This window comes from Leeia sp. (assembly GCF_041909055.1).
Taxonomy (GTDB): domain Bacteria; phylum Pseudomonadota; class Gammaproteobacteria; order Burkholderiales; family Leeiaceae; genus Leeia; species Leeia aquatica.
In genome coordinates this window covers 455,546-474,663 of record NZ_JAYREC010000002.1, presented here as the reverse complement: position 1 = coordinate 474,663, position 19,118 = coordinate 455,546, and the positions used below count along the sequence as shown (strand labels likewise).

Below are 19,118 nucleotides of genomic sequence, written 5' to 3'. Positions count from 1 at the left end.
GTTGCACCCTATCTGCTTCCAGCATCACGCCATGGGGCGAGAGCCTTCAATTGTGACACGCTGGCCAAACCGGTCAAATGGATAGTAGTCCCAGACGGCGTGATGCTGGGTACAACGGTTATCCCACAGCACGACCGTGTTGGGCTGCCAGCGAACCCGGCAACTCAGGATAGGCTCTTGCTGGGGCAGGCGAATCAACATGTCCAGCAACGGTCTACTCTCTGGTGGCGCCAGCTGGACGATATGCGTGGTAAAGCCAGAATTGACGTACAGCAGTTTTCGTCCAGTTTCAGGATGCCTAACGACAACCGGATGCTCCGTACGCGGAATCTCCAGCCCCTCAGGTGGCTCATAACCATACACGCGCCAAGGCACAATACCGTCGTGTATCGCTGTCAGCCCATCCAGAAACTGACGCATGGCGGGCGATAGCATTTCATAGGCGAGGTGCATGTTGGCAAACAAGGTATCGCCCCCGGCTCCCAGTGCTGGCGTCTGCTTGATATAGAGAATGGAGCCCAATGAGGGCGCTTCTTCCGCAGTGCCATCGGTGTGCCATTCTGTTCCGACGACGAATTCTGAATCCTTGGATGCCGTGATATCCAGGATATTGGGATCACCGCCATCCACCTTGCTGATCGGCAGTACCTTGAGTGATCCAAAATACTGGGCAAAGCGCCGCTGATCATCTGGCTGAATATGCTGATCACGGAACACCAGTACATGATGCCGCAGGAAAGCGCGTTTCAATTCCGCCAGTTGAACACCTTCCAGCGGGCGTGACAGATCGACGCCACTGACTTCGGCTCCAATGATGGGGGTCAGAGGTTGAACTCCGAGGGTTTCGTAGCGCGGAGTGGGCGCAGTGGTGATTTTTTCGACAGCAGCTCGTACAAACTGACTCATGGCAGGCCTTTAGCAAAGAAAGCAAGCGGAGCACTCCAGTCACCCCGCTTGCCGGATTGTTACAGGGTGGGTTTGCTTCCGTTGATGGTGACCCGACGAACATGGCGGTTGTAGGGATAATAATCCCAAACCGCAAAGTGCTGAGTGCAGCGGTTATCCCACCACACCATGGCGTGCTTTTCCCAGCGAATGCGGCAAGCCAGAATCGGCTCTTGCTCAATCATCCGGTACAGCATCTGCAGCAGCTGCTGGCTTTCAAATGGAGCAAGCTCATTGATTTTGGTGGTAAACCCGGAATTGACGAACAGGTTCTTGCGACCATTTTCCGGGTGCGTCATCACGACCGGGTGATCGGCACGCGCAATCGGGAAACCCTCTGGCGGTTTGTGGCCACGCCAGGCCACAATGCCGTCATGGTGTGCGGTCAGGCCTTCCAGAAAAGCCTTCATCGCCGGCGACATCATGTCGTAAGCGAGATGCATATTGGAGAACATGGTGTCGCCACCCTGCACTTCCGGCATGTCCATCATGTACAGGAAAGAGCCCGCAGACGGCGCCTCATCGCCGGTGCCATCGGTGTGCCACAATCCACCCACAATGTGCTCGTTGTCACGCCCGGAGCGGGCCTCAACGATTTCCGGATCTCCCCCATCAAACTTGGCAATCGGAAACTGCCGCAGTTCACCAAAATAGCGGGCCACCCGCTTCTGATCCTCCGCAGACAGCTCCTGCTTGCGGAACACCACCACATGGTGCTCCAGCCAGGCACGGCGAATTTCAGCAATCTGCTGTGCGGTCAGCTCACGCGTCAGATCCACACCGGAAATTTCAGCACCAATGATCGGTGTGATCGGCTCTACCTTGATGGTTTCATAAGGGGCCAGCTTTCGGGTGGTAATCCGCTCTACCGCTTCACGAACATAATGACTCATCGTATCTCCTTGTTGCTTGATTCATCGGTTTATCAAAGTCACTACCAGGATATAACTGCCACTGTTCCTGCCACTGCTACTGCGATTCATGCATGACGCCTACACCTGCCTGATGCAAGGCATTCAGGATCAAGGCACCAAACGCCTGATTGCCATGCAGGGTGTCATTGGGTTCACAGTACTCGGGCCGTTGATAACCATCCGGCCCGGCTGCTTCTGGTCGAACATCAATCACTTCGATGCCGATGGCCTGCAGGTGTTGCTTGAGGGCCTCCTGCGCGGCAAAAAAGATCGTCGGGTCTGCCGTTTCCAATACCCGTTGTGGAGGCATGACCGCCAGTACACGCAGCCCCATATCGTGCAGATCCCGATAAAGCGCCAGCGCGTCTTGCGCCATGACCCCAATCAGTTTTGAAAACAGCGGCCCTGCAAGGAATGCAGGCGAATATTGCTGCTGCCTGTCTTGGTAAATACGCCAGCTTTCATGAATGGCGAAGAAATGGGCGCCAAACCCTATGGTCGACACCACAGGAATGGTCAGCTTGCCCAGCGGGCCACCGCCCAGCGTTCGCTGGAATTCATCCATATAAGCGGCAACACCCGCATGCAGCCAGCGGATTTCCTCACCACAGCGCTCATGAAAGCGTCCGATGAAATCTCGCCCAGCGCCAATGGGGCCGCCCACAAAGGGAATCCCCGCAGCCTGCGCTGCCCGGCCAATGGCACCTGCATGGGAATCACCTATCAGCAGAAAACGTGCGGCCTCAGGCATAATCCCTCCCCGCTTCCTGCACCGACATCAGCAGTGCATCGGCCAGACGCTGGTACAGCATGCCTTGTGCCTCAGCCGTGTGGCCCACGGTCAGCAAATAGCCCTGTGTCACAGCCTGCAGCTGTCCATACAGCGTGCCTGGCGATGGCTGTCCTGGGTCCCCCTGGGCCAGCCATTCGGCGTCCATCGCCGCATGCACCTTGGCATTGGCCTGCACAAAGGCCTTGCGGTTTGCCAGGGCATTTTCCTCGCCATACTCGCGTGACATGGGCTCTGCATCCGGGAATTGCTGTGCTTGCGCATATTGCAAGCAACGCAGGTAAGACTGCTGGTAGGCCGAGGCATAGTCATAGCCATATGTGAATGCGGCTTGCAGTGCTCCCTCCAGACCGAAAAGCCACGTTTCGTGGTCATGGTGCCTGGCGGCCAGTGCATCGCGATGGAGATCCATCAGCCGCTGTACCTGCTCCGGGTAACCATGCCTAAGCTCACAGCTCAGCTTCAGAACCGGCAACAAGCCATGCAGCATCCAGTGATGCAGAATGCGCCGCGGGATGGTTCTGCCCTCAAAGGCTGAAAGTGCCGTGATCAGGGCCTCGCCCCAATCCAGGCAGGTGGCAGCAGGCAGACCATCAAACAGCGGGGGGATAATCTGCGCCAGCCAGTCCGGCATCAGTGTGGCAGGCACCTCCCCACTGTGGCTGGCCATGGGTGACAGCACCGCCAGCAGGCAACCGCCGCCATCCGGGTGATGCCACACGCCCTGGTGCAATGCCCCTGAAGCCCTGGCACGGCGAAAATGTTGCAATCCTTCAAGGTGGGTCATGCTGGCAATGCCTCACCCTGCTCACGCCCGGCCTTGTGTACAACCTGACTGGACAACAGCCCCAGCTCGCGCTTCAACACTTTGCCCACCCGCAGGATTTCTGCCGTTTCCAGCATCTCCCAATGGTCGCCATGCACCAGATGCACCCGGTAATAGCGGGAGGCCCGTTGCCGCCAGAAGATGCGCCCCTCGCGGAGCAAGCCGCGTTCCCGCCCCCCCATGGCTTGAATCAGTACGACCCGTGCACCGCACTCGCCGGGGAAATAGGCTTTTCGAGTCAGACGGTTGTGGTTATAAACCGTGAAGTAACGCTCAATCTGCTCATCTTCGATGCCTGGATACATGCCATTGAATTTGATCAGCTTCTGCCGGAACTCCTGCATGCTGACCTGAGCGATATCCGCGCGCTCGGTCTCGTCGTCCACCCCTTGTGTATCCAGCATCACCACAGACACCTGTGTATGCCCTTCTGCAACCAGACGGGCCGCCATCTCATAGGCCACCAGACCACCAAAAGACAGCCCGGTCAGCACCAGCGGACCCGCACTCAGGTGGGTAATGCACTGCAGATAGTATTCCGCCATTGCCTCAATGGAGGGCAAGCGGGCTTCACCGGGCTGTATGCCAGGGGACTGAATGCCATACACTCCGCATGACTCCGGCAACACTTTGGCAAGGGACAAGTAGCAGAACGCCGTCCCCCCCGCCGGGTGGATGCACACTACATTGTGTTTGCCCTCGCCAGCCCGCAGGGTGACCAACTGGCCATTGCTGGAGGCATCCTCGGCCTGCCGCAACCGCCCTGCCATCGCTTCAATCGAGCTATAGCGCAGGATGTCATGCAGTGGCAAATCCATATTGAACTCAGCCTTGATCCGGTGCGCCAGCTTGATGGCCGATATGGAGGTCCCGCCGATATCAAAGAAGTTATCCCGGATACTGATGGCCGGCTGTAGCAACAGGCTTTTCCAGATCTGGTATAGCCTCAGTTCGATATGATCACGCGGGCTGGCCAGATTGACCTGATAGCTGCCTTGTGCATGCCGGGCCGCTTCCAGTACCTGCTCACGATCCAGCTTGCCGTTTCGGGTTTGGGGCAACTTCGGAAATTCGACAAAAACGCTGGGAATCATGTGCGCCGGCAAGGCGGTCAGCAACAAGGCCCGCCATTCTGGCAGGCTGCGGCTGGCTGGATCGCCGGGCCGGGCTACTGCTGCAACCAGCCGGCCCTCTTCCCCCGTCTGATCCAGCAAAACCACGGCCTCCCGAACATCGTCCAGCAGCATCAAGGCTTTTTCGATTTCTCCGAGCTCGATGCGGAAACCGCGCAGCTTGACCTGAAAATCGTTACGCCCGATGTATTCGATCCGTCCATCCTGCCGCCAACGACCCAGATCACCGGAGCGATACATCCTGGCCCCCGTCTCTGGGGAAAATGGGTCTGGCACAAAACGGGTCTGGGTCAGCTCAGGCTGATTCAGATAACCGCGAGCCAGCCCTGCCCCCGCCAGATACAGCTCACCCTGCACCCCAACGGGAACGGGACGCAAGGCCTCATCCAGAATGTACACCCGGTCTCCAGTGATGACTGAGCCAATATCGGGCTGCTCACCGGCACCATTGATCAAGCCGATGGTGACATCCACCGTGCATTCCGTCGGGCCATACATATTGTAGAAGCGGATCGCTTCGGCTTGACGCAGTTGTGACCACATGGGCGGGCTCACCGGCTCACCACCAATCAGCACACGCTGCAGTGGCAGATCGGTGGCGGTCAGCAAACCCTCAGCCAGCAGCATGTCGAGTTGGGTCGGTGTGCATTCAAAAGCGGCAATGCCGGTCTGGCGGAAGTACGTCAGCAGTGCCGCGCCATCTGCCCGGATCTCTTGCGGCAGGATATGCAGGCTATGCCCACTCAGCAGCTGCAGCCAGCCTTTGAGTGACATGTCAAAGGTATAGGCAGAATTGAGTGCAACGACTGAGGGCACCGGCAAACCTTCATGCGTAGAGCCTTGCATCACACGCCAGAAGTTGACGGCAGAACCATGCTCAACCATGACGCCCTTGGGCTTGCCGGTAGACCCTGAGGTGTAAATGACATAAGCCAGCTGATGGCGACTGACCTTCGGGAGGACCATCTCTGGTTCACGCTGCGTCCCGATATCGGTTTGGGACAGGTTAATCAGGCCGTTTACCGTACATCCCTCTAGCGCTCGGGCACCGGCATCATCCACCACCACCATGGTCGCACCACTATCTTGCAGCATGTGCTGGAGGCGTTCATGCGGATAATCCGGGTCCATCGGAACATACGCCGCACCCGCCTTCAACACACCCAGAATGGCAACCGGCATGTGCAAGCCCCGGTTCAGGCAGAGGGCAACACGATCCTCGGGAGCGACCCCGGACTGGAGCAGCCTGGCGGCAAGTACCGAAGCTCGTCTGTCGAGCTCGGCATAGCGGTACTGCTGGCCTTGATACACCACGGCAACCGCATCGGGTGTACGGCGTGCTTGCCGCTCAAAACGGCAGTGGATCACATCCTCATCAGACCATGCCGGAGCCGCAGGACCACGACTGAACTGCTGCAGGATGGATTGCTGCTCATCTGGCGGCACCCAGGATAGCTGCTGCAAGGGCAACATGAGCTCAGAGGGCATCCGGGACAGCAGGTAGGTGTAATGCCCGGCCAGCCGTGCGATGGTATCCGGGTCAAACAGATCCGTATTGAACTCAAATTCCAGATCGAGCCCGGCCTCGGTTTCCGTCATTGACAAGCCAAGGTCAAACTTAGCGGTGTGATTCTGTGCATCCAGTGCGGTCAGCTGAATATCCTGCAACTCATGCGAGGCCGCCTTGGGCAGGTTGCGCAGGACCAGCAACACCTGGAACAAAGGCGTATAGCTGGTGCTACGCTCCGGATTGATGGCTTCAACCACCTGCTCAAACGGGACATCCTGATTTTCGTAAGCCTCCAGCACCATCTGGCGTACCGCCCTCAGATAATCCTGCAGACTTTGCGTGGGCTGTGGCTGGTTGCGCAGTACCACAGTGTTGATGAAATGCCCGATCAGTGGTTCCAGCTCGCTGCGGTTCCGGTTGGCAAACGGCGTGCCCATCGACACATCCCGGGTATTGGCATGCTTGGCCAGAATGAGGGAGAACCCGGCTTGCAGCAACATGAACAGTGTGCACTGCTGCTCCCGGCCCAACTGCTGCAACCGGGCCAGCACATCGCGGCTGACCTGACAGAAATGACGTTGACCATGATGCCGCTGGATCAGCGGACGGGGCCGATCAGTCGGCAGGGGCAGCAATGCTGGAGCATCCCCCAACTGCCGCTTCCAGTAAGCCAGCTGCGCTGCTCGAATCTCTGGCGTGAGCAGCTGTTGCTGCTGGCGCGCATAGTCAATGTACTGCATCGGCAGCACATCCAGCTGAGGCGGCTGATGCTGGCTGAAAGCCTGATAGGCCGCCATCAACTCACCCAACAGCAAACCAATCGACCAGCCATCCGCCACAATATGATGCACGCACACCAGCCACACCCATTCCTGCGCTGCCGTCTGGATCAAGGTAGCCCGGATTGGCAGTGATACTTCCAGCTTGAAAGGTCGCGAGGCATCTTCCGCAATGGCCGCTGCAATCTGTTGTTCTCGCTGGTGGGGGGGCAATGCCTGCCAGTCCAGCGTCTGCCAAGGCAGCAGATACTCTGTCAGTACCTCCTGAAAAGCCTGCCCGTCCTGCTGGTCAAAACGGGTGCGCAGACTGCCGTGTCGTTCGATCACATGGGCGAAGCCGTCTCGCAACGCCGCCATATTGAACCGACCCGTAATTCTGAAAGCCAGCGGATTGTTATAAAACCCTTGCTCCGGACTCAATTGATACAAGAACCACAGCTGCTGCTGCGCACAAGAGAGGGGGGCTTTACCTGCAGGCTGGTCGGATGGTGACGGGGCGGACAGCAGTGCCAACAATGCCTGTTTATGGATACTCAGAGTCTGCTGGAGGTCTTCCGTCAACACGCCTTTAGGCGCCTTGCATTTCAACTTGCCATTTTCCGCCGACAAGACAATGCCTTTGGCTTGCAAGGTGGCCAACAATGCTTCGGTTTGATTCATGAGCAATTCCATGTCCAGGTATTTCAGGCCATTGCAGTGGGTAGTTCATGCGACGTCACAGGATGCAGCTCACCATCATTGAGCTTGACGATACGATCCGCACATGAGAAGTAAGCATCATCATGGGTGATGACAATGACAGCCTTCCCTCGAGCCTTCAGCTCAGGTAACAGCTCGGTATAGAACACATGCTTGGAGCGTGGATCCTGGTCTGCAGCCCATTCATCAAACAGGTAGATTGGACGGTCCTCGAGATACGCAGCAACCAAAGCCAATCGCTTGCGTTGCCCCTGGGAAAGCTTGATGGTGGAAAACTGCCCGCCTTCCTTCAAAGCCACTTTGTGACTGATGCCCAGTCGTTGCAGGTAGTGCTGGGCACGTTGGCCCAGTTGACCATCATCTGCCAGCAATAGCTGCTCAAACAGATGGAAGTCTGAAAAAATGGCCGAAAAATGCTGCCGGTAGGCTTGGGCGTTGTCCGGCGTAACCGCTTGTCCATTGAGCAGGATTTTTCCACTATCGGGTGGGTATAGGCCGAGCAGCAACATCGCCAGAGTGGTTTTCCCTCCCCCATTGCCGCCAATTACAAAGACGGTTTCCCCCTGCTTGACCCGGAAATTGACCGGCCCCAGACGGAAGGTCTCATCCTCCAGATCACCCGGATAGCGGTGTACAACTTCTTTTAATTCCAGCGCCAGGGCGCGTTCTGCAGCAAAGGGAGAAGCTGGCTGATCCTCAGTACCCTCCCCCGACTCCAGCTCACTGGCAATGTATTGAATACGCCCCAAGGAAATCACGGCATTACGAATGCGGGGCAAGGCAATCAACAGCTCAAAAATGGGTTTAATCAGGTATAACAAGACCAGCGTGACAGAGATCAGCACACCGCTGGTCTGTGGCCACACCATCGGAACCACAAACAACATCAGCCCCATGACCACATAAAACGTCATGCCGCCAAGGTTGGTGACCCACATATACCGGTTCAGACTGGATGTACTCAGCGCACAAAACGCTGCAGCATCCGGCTCCAGCACTTTCTCCACAAAGTGCTTGCCCCGCTGCGCATTCAGTTGCAATTCACGACTGCCATCAATCAAGTGATAAAAATGCTGATAGAGCAAATCCACCTGATCACGCGCGGCAGCCAGCTGGCGTATCGGCTCGCGCTCAGCCATGTGAAAGCCATAAATGCCTACAACAATCAGCAGCGTGATCATCAGAAAAACGGGCCAGGACACCCATGCCAGATAGGCCATGCATCCCAAAATCACCACGCCATTGTTGAAGGCCACCGGCAGATACTCAAAGGCCATGGTGAACACTTCAACATCGCGCGTCAGAATGGTGGTCAGGCCATGGCGCCCCAGCTCTTGCAATTTGCGCTGCGGCGTTGCCAGCAGCTGATGGCTCAAACGAATGCGCATGCGGTAAATGGCACGCTGCGTGAGGCGGATCAGTGCCATTTCCGAAGCGGTTTTGCTGATCAGGATCAGTGCGCACAAGCCAAAGAAGGCCACCGCCGCCATGGTGCCAATAGCGCGCCCTTGCAGGCCGTTACTGATCAGTACAGCCAGCAAGGCACCGGCAATGCCGCACACCAGCCCGGCCAGGGTGGCGACCAGCAGCAGCATGCGTGACTGCCGGTACAGATACATCAGATAAGGCATGTGTTCACCTCATGGTCCATGGAAGGAGTAAGCTGATAACACCAGCTAAAGCCGAGTCCATCCGTCAGGCAGCTGGACACGTTGAAAGGTTGGCGGGCCCAGCCCGGCAAATCGTTTGAGCACAACGCCAGCTGCAGGGTGTTATCGCGAACACCCAACAAACGGGCATCGTGAAACTCCAGCACCTGCTGCAAGCGGGGAAACACGGCCTTGTACAAGGCTTCCTTGGCCGAAAACAGCAAGGTCAGGAACTGCGGTAGTGACAGGCTTTTCGGCTGCAAGGCCAGCTCTTCGGGCCGGGCAATCATGTGTTGCAGATTGCGGACCGTGTCGCTATCCATCACCGGTTCGATATCTATACCCAAGCCAGCGCACTGAGTTGCCCGCGCCACCACCGCGATGGCCAGGCGATCCGTATGGCTGATGCTGCCTACGATGCCCGCAGGCCATTGCGGGCTACGGTCCTCGCCAACCGGGACATGCCCCGAGGCACCCAGACTGCGCAACGCAGCACTCGCCGCCAGTCGCCCTGCCAGGAACTCGGCCTGCCGCTTGGCGACTGCACGCGTCATGCTCTCCGGCAAGATCGGCACATCCGTACCGGCTGGCGCACTCACCCCATCTGTCACGCCATTCCCGTCGTAATGAAACCGGCATGCCCGCACCTGCACCAACGGGTGCAGCAAGGCCTCCGGCGCGGCAATGTTGGTCAGCTCAATCATGGCTTGCCTCCCCGATCAGCATGCGTGCACCCCATGCTCATGCAAGGACAGCAGGTGATGCGCCACCTGCTCCACCATCGGTTGACGCATCAGACCATAGTGGGTGGTTGCCAGCACCTGCCAGTGCACCAGCCGGGGCAGGTGCTGCATCCAGGCCTGCCGGTCTTGTGCTGTCGGTGCGGACAAGCCGCCCAAGCCCTCCTCGGCCTGACTGGCGACCATCAGGCTGACCGGTGTGCGTGACAGCGTCGGGAACGCGTAATCCACCATGCTGGCCAGATTACGCTGGCAGGTTGCCGTCAGGCGGGAAACATAGTGTGCATGCTCCCCCGCCTCACGCGGCTGGGCTCCCGCCAGCTCCTGCCGAAATACGGCTTCAATCTCTGCTTGGCTGTAGTTAGCAAACAGGCGGCCACTGCCCGGTGCAGGCGGGTCCAGCAGCAAGACGTGAGACGCTGGCGCGTGCCGCTGTTCCAGTTGTGATGCCATCTCGCTCACCACCCAGGCGCCGAAGGACCACCCCGCCAGCTGCCATTGCCATTGCGACGGCGGAAAGTGCTGCTCCAGCGCGGCCAGATAGTCATGAGCCCGCTCAGCAATGGAGCAGGTCTGAGCCACATTCTGCGACAAGGCAGGATCGGCAATCAGGCAAATCGTCTGATCCGCGCCCAAGCGGCTGACCAGGGGACGGTACGCTTGAATATCCCCCCCCACCGGGTGCACCAGACACAACAGGTTGTGACCGCTACCGCGCTGCCAGACATCAATGCTGACAGACGATGCGGGATTTCCATCCTGCATGAGCGCTGCCACTTTTGTCAGGCACTCCTGCAGGCTGACCTTGTGGCTGAGCTGGGACAAGGAAAGAACAATGCCGTACTGCTGCTCAAGCTCGGCTAGCACATCCAGCAAGGTGAGTGAGTCGGCACCTGAATCGTACCAGTTTGCGTCATCCGCAATCTCAGACAGCCCAAGCCAGCGGCACAGGCAATCCTGCAAATGCGCCTTGATTTGCGCCAGATCAGCAGCACCACTTTGCTGTGCCGGAGTAACCGGCGCACGATAAAACTGAGCGGCCTGATGCAACGGAGTAGTCGACACCAGAATCTGGGGTTGCCGGGCTGCCAGCGCGGCACGAAACACCTGCTCGCCCTCTGTGGCTGTCAGGCCCATGGCCAGATGTGCCTGATGCACCCGGTCCTGGCTCAGCGCCGTACTGGCCATGCCGACATCCTTCCAGATGTCCCAGTTGATGCTGATGCGCCGGGTTACCGGATTCAGCGGATCACTCTGGTTGGCCAACGCATCCAGTACGCTATTGGTTGCCGCATAGTCCATTTGCCCCACGCCACCAAACCAGGCCGACATGGATGAACAGTACAGCGCCAACCGCGGTTGATAGTGCTGAACCAAACGTTCAGCCAGCAATGCACCGTTGAGTTTGGCTGCACGTCCCTCCCGCATGGAGCGTGCGTCACGCTGCATGATCAGCCCTCCCGCAGCGGCCCCCACGGCGTGAATGACGCTACTCACCTGACCGGTCTGCTTCGCAATCGCCTGCAAGACCTGGTCAGCACTGAACATGACGGAGGACAAGTCTGCCTGAATCACGTGGCAACGTGTCCGCCAGGGCTGCAAACGTTGCGGTAGCTCGCCGGATCGGGACAACAGGATCAACTGAGCCTGTTCATCCTGCAGCAAGGTGGCGGCCAGTGTACTGCCGATGCCCCCGCTCCCCCCCAGGATGACGTGACAACCACCTGACGGCAAGTCGAATGCTGGTACAGGTGCCGCCGGCGTCGGCACCGGTTGAAGTACCGGCTGCCACAGATAGCCATGACGCACCGCCAGCCGCCCCTCTGCCTCCGGCATCATGGCGGGCACAATGGTGCTGGCTCGTGCCACATCATGGCGGTCCAGATCAATCCAGCAGCTACGCAGAGGCAGCTCCTGCGGCCCGACCTCATGTATCCCGGCCAGCAAAGCCTGTGCAGGGTGCTGCGTCGGCAACATGACGGCTTGCGCTTCGACCGATAGCCAATACACCGACAGGGCGGGTGGTTCAGCCCTGCTGAACCAGCGCTGCAGGAACAAGGCGGGCCAATCCAGGCAGCATGGTTCGGCCTGCTGCACGTCCATGGCATCACGCAGCGCCAGTGGCAAGGCATAGACCGCTTCAACTGCGGTGCCACCTTGTGCGACGTGCTGCAACAATCGGTCCACACTGGCGGGGTCGGCGGGATCGTAGCCGATCACACCACCCTGCAGGGGCTGTGGAGCATGAGCCACAGCCACCACCACCCTGGCATACAAGCGGGAGAGGTGCTGATACTCTGCCTCAGACAAGGGCTCGGCGCACATCCAGAGCAGCGTGTGACTGGATGGGCGAGCCACGCATGCAGAGAGTGGCTGCCGCCGTACCCACTGCATTTGGTGCAGCCACTCTGATGGGGGCAATTTGCCTGCAGCTTCCACCGGGCCCTCGACGCTGGCCGGCTTGCGTTCAAAACTGAAGCGCTCCAGCTGGAAGGAGGGAACCGGCATGTCCCACGGGGGAGCAGCTGGCCCATCTGGCCACTTGATCTCACCGCCGGACAGCCAGAACGCGGCTAGTTCGCTGGCCGACTGTCCTGCCGAGTAACGTACTCCGCCGCTTGCCTGGACCTGCTGCGGTGAAACCTGCCGCAGCCAGGCCACGGCCGACGCCGCATCCGCACATTGAGCGGCTACCCGCCAGGCGTGCGTCGGGCGGCCTGCCTGCAGGTGACGCAGCACCACGCTATACTGATGCGGATTCGCGGTCAGATAGTCTGCCAGTGCAGTCGCATCCTGCCGTAATGCCGCCTCGCTGCGAGAGGACAACATGAGGCAGTGAATCGCACTGCCCTGCAGCGTCACCTCCGGTCCCTGCATCACCAGCGCATGGGCATTGCTGCCACCAATGCCAAAGCTGCTGATGCCCGCGATGCGCGGCTTGCCCTCGGGCCAGCGTTCAGCGACGCGTGGAATATGGAATGGCTCAAGCTGTCCCGCCAGCTTGGGGTTCAACTGGTGAAAATCAATGGTCGGCGGAATCAAGCCGTGATAGACCGACAACGTGACACGGATCAGCCCTGCTACCCCTGCTGCAGCACCCAGGTGCCCGATCTGGCTCTTGACGGCGCTGAGGGCGCAATGGTGACCTGGCGCAACATCATATGCCTGGCGCAACGCAGCAACTTCAACCGGGTCGCCTAGCTGAGTACCGGTGCCATGAGCCTCGACATAGGACACCTGCTCCGGTGCCAGCCCACTGCGCCACAAGGATTCCCGTATCACATCCCGCTGGCCATTGACCGACGGCGCCGCATAGCCCAGCTTGTCACGCCCGTCATTGTTGATGGCACTGCCTGCCAGCACCCCGTAGACCGTATCACCGTCTTCGATGGCAAAACGCAACGGCTTCAATACCACGACCGCGACACCACTGCCCGCAATCGTGCCGGTGGCATCATCGCTGAACGGGCGGCAATGGCCATCCTTGGAGAAAATATGCTGCGGTCGATAGGTATAGCCCTCGGTCAGCAGGGTATCGACCAATGAACCACCGACCAGCATGACTTCGCTTTCCCCTTGCCGCAGGAAAGCACTGGCCACATGGGTGCCCACCAGAGAGCTGGAGCAGGCGGACTGCACCGTGAATACCGGCCCGGTCAGGCCCAGATGGTAGGCCACTTTGGTCGCCAGAAAATCCTTGTCATGGTGCAGCGCCATCTGGAAACTGTCCGGGCGACTGGCGGGATCCCCCTCCAGCAACTGCGACTGGTAGTAGGTATTTTCCCCGCAACTGGCTACCAGCCCGATGCGCATCGCCTGTGGATCACGAATACCAGCGTGACTGAGTGCCTGCACGCAGCACATCAGCAAATGCCTTTGCTGCGGGTCCATCTGGCTGGCTTCCTGCCGGCTGATGCCAAACCAGCCGGGGTCAAAATCCAGAATACCCTGCATCTGGCTTCGCGCACCGACCCGCCCTTCCTCAACCGGAAAGTAGCTGATGCCACTACGCCCCTCAACCATCATGTTCCAGAACGAGGCCAGATCATTGGCACCGGGCATGCGAACTGCCATACCGATGATGGCAATACGGTCCTCACTCCCTTCAGGGGCGGATGTAACCGCTGTTGCCCCCGCCTCAGGTGCTCCAGCGACCTGGCTGTGCGCTGCCGCTGGCTGCAGGAAGCGCGCCAGACTGCGTATGGTCACATGCTCAAACAGGGTGGAAACAGGAAAATCACGCCCAAGGCCATCACAACAGCGCAAATGAAAGCGCATCAGACCCAGACTGTTGGCCCCCGCGTCGAAGAAACGCTGCTCGACTGCAATCGGCTGCCCCACAGCGGCTTCAAACCAGCCGGCCAGTTGCTGTTCCAGAGAGGACATCGGTTCTGATGGCATCGCCACGGTGGCCGGTGTCGCACCCGGTAAGGCGGTATATGGCACCGCCAGCGCCTGGCGGCGGTCCAGCTTGCCACTGGCCGTGCGCGGCAGGGATGCCAGCACGCGATATTCCGCCACACGTACATGAGCAGGCAGGCTATTGGCCAGATGCTGTTCCAGCTGCTCGCGGTCGGGCATGCTGCCATGGCAACACAGGCAAGCCACCAGCCTCTTCTGTTGCGGGTCCATCACCACCAGAGCTTGCTGAACCTCCGCACATTGCATCAGGGCCACCTCAACCTGCCCAAGTTCAAGGCGCTGCCCGCTCAGCTTGACCTGCTGGTCATCCCGCCCCAGGTAGTGCAAGCGGCCATCCCGATCAAAGCAGGCCAGATCCCCGCTGCGATACCAGTAGTGGCCGGAGGCTTCCTGCAGGAAACGCGTCGCATTGCGCGTGGCATCGGCCAGATAGCATGGTGCAATGAATGCCCCACCCAGCTGCAAATGCCCCACCACCCCGGGCATGACCGGAATATCCTGATCATCGACCACCCGCAAGCACATGTTGTCCACGGCAAAGCCGATGGCCGGCTGCTCCGGCCAGCTTACAGGGTCGCCTTGCAGGCACAGGCTACTGATCACATGGGTTTCAGTCGGCCCATAGTGGTTGAACAGGCGGCTGCCCACCATGCCGGCAAACCAGGCCCGAATTGCTTCCGTGGACAGCAGCTGCTCACCCGCGGTGACCACCTCCTTGAGGGCAGACGGAAACTGCTGCAAGCGAACACCATGCTCTGCCAGCATCTGCAAGGCAACATACGGCAGAAACAACCGTTCAATCGCGTGTTGCTGCATGTAGTCCAGTATGGCAGGTGCATCCTGCCGCCCGCCCGCCCACATCAGGTGCAGGCAACCCCCACTGCACAGGGTGGAGAGAATCTCCTGGAACGACACATCGAAGGACAACATGGCGTACTGCAAGGTGCGCGCAGCCGGTTTCAAGCCCCCCGCCGCAGACTGCCATTGCATCAGGTTGCACAGGATGCGGTCGCTGACCTGTACCCCTTTGGGTGTGCCCGTCGAACCCGAGGTAAACAGGGTATACAAGGGACGTTGTCCCGCACGCCGCTGTGGCGATGCCGATGAGGCATGCAGCGTGACATCCAGCACCGGGACCTGCCGACCGGCCAGCAAACGACTGACCGCATCCCGTTGTTGCGCCTGGGTCAACACCATAAGAGGTGACACTTGCTGCAGCACATGCTGCAGCAGTGCAGGCGGATAAGAAGGGTCCAGCGGCACAATGGTGAGGTTCAGCCGGGCCAGCGCCAGAATGCTGACAATGTGCTCAGGCGATGCATCCAGGTACAGGGCCACATGAGCCTCTGCCGTTTCATCCTGCGGCAATGTACCTTGCGCCTGAATCAGCACCGCCAGCGCATCCGCCAGCTGATCCAGCTGCTGATACGTCCATTGCCGACCCGCCGATTGCAGCGCCACCGCCTGGGGTGTCCGCAGCACCTGGTCATGAAAGGCATCACAAACGCGGTCATACAGCAAAGGCACGGTCACGCCTTGCCCCATCATCGCTGGCAAAGCCCGATTCTGTTGTGCCAGTGCATGCAGGGGCGGATCCTCCTGCTCCAGCAGCGGCAGGCGGTCGAGCAACTGAGAGAAAACGTGGGCAAACTGCTGGATGTGTTCGGGAGCAAACACATCCGCCGCATATTCCCACACACAGTCAAAACCGTTTTCCTGTTCAACCACACTCAACAGCAACGGGCACTTGGCCTGCGCGGGTTTCACCCACTGCAGGCGGGCACGGATGTCTGCCAGCTGAAACTGATCGTAGCGTGTGTTTTCCAGCACAAACATGAAGTCAAACAGGCTTTGCCCTGCGGGAAACAGGGCGGGGGCTGCGGTCAGCACATCGTCCAGCAGGACTTCCTGGCACCCCAGCAGGCGCCCTACTTCCGCTGCCAGTTGTGGCAGCTGGGACGACAGCCCGGTTACGGCATCCAGTTGCAGCGGCAACAGCAGGGTATTGGCCAGCATGCCAACACTATGCTCAAACTCCGGGATCACCCGATTGGCCACGGGTGTGGCAATGCGCAGCCGCTGCAGGCCGGTGACGGCATAAACCGTCACCGCAAACAGTGGCAGCAGGACCTGAAACCGGGTCAACTGCTGGCGGCTGGCGTAATGATCCAGCTGGTTACGCTTGTCCAGCCCCCAATGCTGTACCAGCATCGCGCCATTCTCGGCTTGGGTTGATTCCGGCAGCACAAGCCGTTCGATGTCCTCCGCCCGCTGATAACAGGACAGCAAGGTGTGCAACTGCTGCTGGTAGCGGGGGTGCTGGCGCCATTGTGCCTGCCATTGCGCCCATTGCCGCGTATCCGGTGCCGCAGTGACCACGGGGGCTTGTCCGCTCAGCAAGACTTGATAGCGTTCACTCAGCGCGGCAAACAGCAGGTTCATCGACCAGCCATCCACGGCAACATGGTGCATGTGCAGCAGCAGGACAAACTGCCCAGGATTGGCATCGGGGCAAACATAGGCGTGGAAAAGGCCTGGCTGGCTGAGATCGAAAGGTTGCCGCAGCAGATGTGCGGCCAGGGTCTGCCAGTTTTTGCTGCGGGTAGCAGGCCCCTCAGCGCCAAAGTGGCAGGGGTCGTAGACCGGGCCTGGCTGTTGCAGCAAGCTGGCGCCTTGGCTGACCAAGGCGGTACGCAGTGCCGGATAATCCACCACCAGCTGCCGCAAGGCAGCGGCCAGTACGGCCCAGTCGGGCGCGGTACTCAATTGCCAGGCAAACAGCACGCCGTAAGCACTTTGCTGCCTGCCATGCTGCTGCACCCACCACAGGCGCTGCTGCTCGGCACTGGCCGCAACCGCATCGGATTCAGAGACAGCCGGTAACGGTGGGTAGTCGGTATCGGCCGCTTGCAACAGCAAGGCCGCCAGCTCACCCAAGGGTTGCTTGAAGAGGGCTTCCGGTGCGAGGTCCTTGTGCCAGCGTCGACGACACTCAAAACGTAACCGCAAAGCCTTGAGCGAATCCCCACCGTTGGCCAGCCAATAGTCCTCCCGTCCCAGCGGACCACAATCCAGCACCGTCTGCGCCAAAACCAGAAAAGCGGTCTCGTGGGCAGACAACGCCACCGTATCCCGCTGCATACGCCAGGGGGTGTCATGCTCGGCCAGCAAGCGCTGGCGATCCACCTTGCCGTTTGCATTCAGCGGAAAGTGGCTGACCTTGAACAGCCAGTGCGGCTGCATATAGGGCGGCAGATGCTCCGCCATGTGTTGCAGCAGCCCCGGCAGCTCCAGTTCGTCATCCGGCTGGATATACGCCAGCAATTCATGCGGGCCGTGCGCAACAGGTTGACGGGTGCAGACATAGACCTGACGAACTTGCGGATGCCGTGCGATCTGCTGCTCGACCTCGCCGGGCTCGATGCGGAACCCTCGCACCTTGACCTGCCGGTCCTTGCGGCCGATATAGTCAATCGCGCCGTCAGGGCCCACCCGCACCAGATCCCCCGTGCGATAGAAGCGAATCTGCTGCCCATCGCCTTCCGGCAGCAGGATAAACGCGGTCCGGTTGGCCTCTTCCAGATGCAGGTAGCCCGGCGTCAGCCCCGCTCCGGAAAGGCAAAGCTCGCCGGTTTCACCTGCAGCCACTGGCTCGCCCGCCGCATTCAGCACCGCAACGCCGGTCTCGGCGATCGGCCAGCCAATGGGAACCTGAGAAGCAGACAAATCCCGCGGGATGGGCCAGCAGAGTGCAAATGTTGAACACTCTGTCGGGCCATAGACATTGAATATCCGGGTCGGGCTCGCCGGGTTATGCTGATACCAGCGTCGAATCAGGTCTGCATTCAGTGCCTCCCCGCCAACCAGGAGCTGAGTCAGACTGGAGAAGCACGTCATCTGCTGGTCGGCAATGGCATTGAACAGCGACACGGTCAGGAACAGGGTATGAATGCCAAGCTGCGACAACACCGCCGTCAACTGCTCCGGCTTTTGCAAGCACTCATCCTGCAGAATGACCATGCAGCCCCCTGTCAGCAGGGGTACCCAAACTTCAAAGTTGATGGCATCAAACGCCGGATTGGACGCACAACCATAGCGCTGCCCAGCGTCCTGTTGAATATAGCCTGGCTGAGCCAGACGCATGATGCCCGCCTCAGGGATTCGCACACCCTTTGGTTTGCCAGTGGAACCCGAGGTATAGATGATGAAGGCGTGATCTGCAGCAGTGTTACAAGGTGTCCATGCCGACGCGGGCGTATCCAGCAGTCCATCAAACCATCCTTGCTGTACCTGCGCGGGCATGATGGCGGAAGGGCACGATTCATCAAGCACCACAAAGGAACATGAGGCATCCTCCAGCATGTAGCCGATGCGCTCAGCGGGGCTCTGCCTATCGAGGGGCAACACTACGGCTCCCGCTTTCAGCAGCCCGAGAAAGGCCACGGCCAGCTTCCAGCTGCGCGGCAAGCAGACCGCCACGGTCTGCCCTGGCTGGATGCCACGCCGCTGTAGCCCTGCTGCCAGCTGACTGCTCAGTGTGTCCAGCTGTTGCCGGTCCAGCCGGACCTGGCCGTCTTCGACAGCGGGTAAATGCAGGTGCTGTGCCAACTGCTGCTGCCAGGCAGGCAACAGCAAGCCTTGCCGTACGCTTTGCGGCTGATTGATGGCAGTCATGGCCCTCTCCTTCCCACTACCGGTCACCTGACCGTGA

General features: G+C 59.6%; 8 protein-coding genes. All 8 read right to left on the bottom strand.

All coding sequences use genetic code 11. The features are described 5' to 3' along the window. Window positions 1–24: 24 nt before the first annotated feature. The 8 genes from ACE3O2_RS07985 to ACE3O2_RS07950 all read right to left on the bottom strand — a co-directional run bounded on the left by ACE3O2_RS07985 (window position 25) and on the right by ACE3O2_RS07950 (window position 19,081). Window positions 25–906 (bottom strand): TauD/TfdA dioxygenase family protein, encoded by an 882-nt coding sequence (locus ACE3O2_RS07985; protein ID WP_374336363.1) that lies wholly within the window; start codon window positions 904–906, stop codon window positions 25–27. Between the two features lie 59 nt (window positions 907–965). After that, window positions 966–1,838 carry a TauD/TfdA dioxygenase family protein gene (locus ACE3O2_RS07980; RefSeq protein WP_374336361.1) on the bottom strand — a complete coding sequence of 291 codons (873 nt, stop codon included), beginning with the start codon at window positions 1,836–1,838 and terminating at the stop codon, window positions 966–968. Between the two features lie 76 nt (window positions 1,839–1,914). Further along, a complete protein-coding gene (locus tag ACE3O2_RS07975) occupies window positions 1,915–2,610 on the bottom strand; it encodes a hypothetical protein (protein ID WP_374336359.1) in 696 nt (231 codons plus the stop codon). Continuing rightward, the gene (locus ACE3O2_RS07970; RefSeq protein ID WP_374336357.1) at window positions 2,603–3,436 is read right to left on the bottom strand and encodes a hypothetical protein; all 834 of its coding nucleotides are present in this window, start codon (window positions 3,434–3,436) and stop codon (window positions 2,603–2,605) included. The genes ACE3O2_RS07975 and ACE3O2_RS07970 overlap by 8 nt, the downstream gene beginning before the upstream one ends. Then, on the bottom strand, window positions 3,433–7,557 hold the full coding sequence (locus ACE3O2_RS07965; protein ID WP_374336355.1) for an amino acid adenylation domain-containing protein: 4,125 nt from the start codon (window positions 7,555–7,557) through the stop codon (window positions 3,433–3,435). The genes ACE3O2_RS07970 and ACE3O2_RS07965 overlap by 4 nt, the downstream gene beginning before the upstream one ends. A gap of 23 nt (window positions 7,558–7,580) precedes the next feature. Next, complete coding sequence (locus tag ACE3O2_RS07960) at window positions 7,581–9,227, bottom strand: cyclic peptide export ABC transporter (RefSeq protein ID WP_374336353.1); 1,647 nt, start codon at window positions 9,225–9,227, stop codon at window positions 7,581–7,583. Then, a complete protein-coding gene (locus tag ACE3O2_RS07955; RefSeq protein WP_374336351.1) occupies window positions 9,215–9,949 on the bottom strand; it encodes a 4'-phosphopantetheinyl transferase in 735 nt (244 codons plus the stop codon). Before ACE3O2_RS07955 ends, ACE3O2_RS07960 begins: the two co-directional genes overlap by 13 nt. Window positions 9,950–9,964: 15 nt before the next feature. Further along, on the bottom strand, window positions 9,965–19,081 hold the full coding sequence (locus tag ACE3O2_RS07950) for an amino acid adenylation domain-containing protein (protein WP_374336349.1): 9,117 nt from the start codon (window positions 19,079–19,081) through the stop codon (window positions 9,965–9,967). Between the last annotated feature and the right edge of the window lie 37 nt (window positions 19,082–19,118).

What these genes read in the sequence shown, in the direction of transcription:
- ACE3O2_RS07955 (WP_374336351.1), bottom strand. Translation starts at nt 9,949, where the DNA reads ATGATTGAGCTGACCAACATTGCCGCGCCGGAGGCCTTGCTGCACCCG.
- ACE3O2_RS07980 (WP_374336361.1), bottom strand. Translation starts at nt 1,838, where the DNA reads ATGAGTCATTATGTTCGTGAAGCGGTAGAGCGGATTACCACCCGAAAG.
- ACE3O2_RS07985 (WP_374336363.1), bottom strand. Translation starts at nt 906, where the DNA reads ATGAGTCAGTTTGTACGAGCTGCTGTCGAAAAAATCACCACTGCGCCC.
- ACE3O2_RS07975 (WP_374336359.1), bottom strand. Translation starts at nt 2,610, where the DNA reads ATGCCTGAGGCCGCACGTTTTCTGCTGATAGGTGATTCCCATGCAGGT.
- ACE3O2_RS07965 (WP_374336355.1), bottom strand. Translation starts at nt 7,557, where the DNA reads ATGAATCAAACCGAAGCATTGTTGGCCACCTTGCAAGCCAAAGGCATT.
- ACE3O2_RS07950 (WP_374336349.1), bottom strand. Translation starts at nt 19,081, where the DNA reads ATGACTGCCATCAATCAGCCGCAAAGCGTACGGCAAGGCTTGCTGTTG.
- ACE3O2_RS07960 (WP_374336353.1), bottom strand. Translation starts at nt 9,227, where the DNA reads ATGCCTTATCTGATGTATCTGTACCGGCAGTCACGCATGCTGCTGCTG.
- ACE3O2_RS07970 (WP_374336357.1), bottom strand. Translation starts at nt 3,436, where the DNA reads ATGACCCACCTTGAAGGATTGCAACATTTTCGCCGTGCCAGGGCTTCA.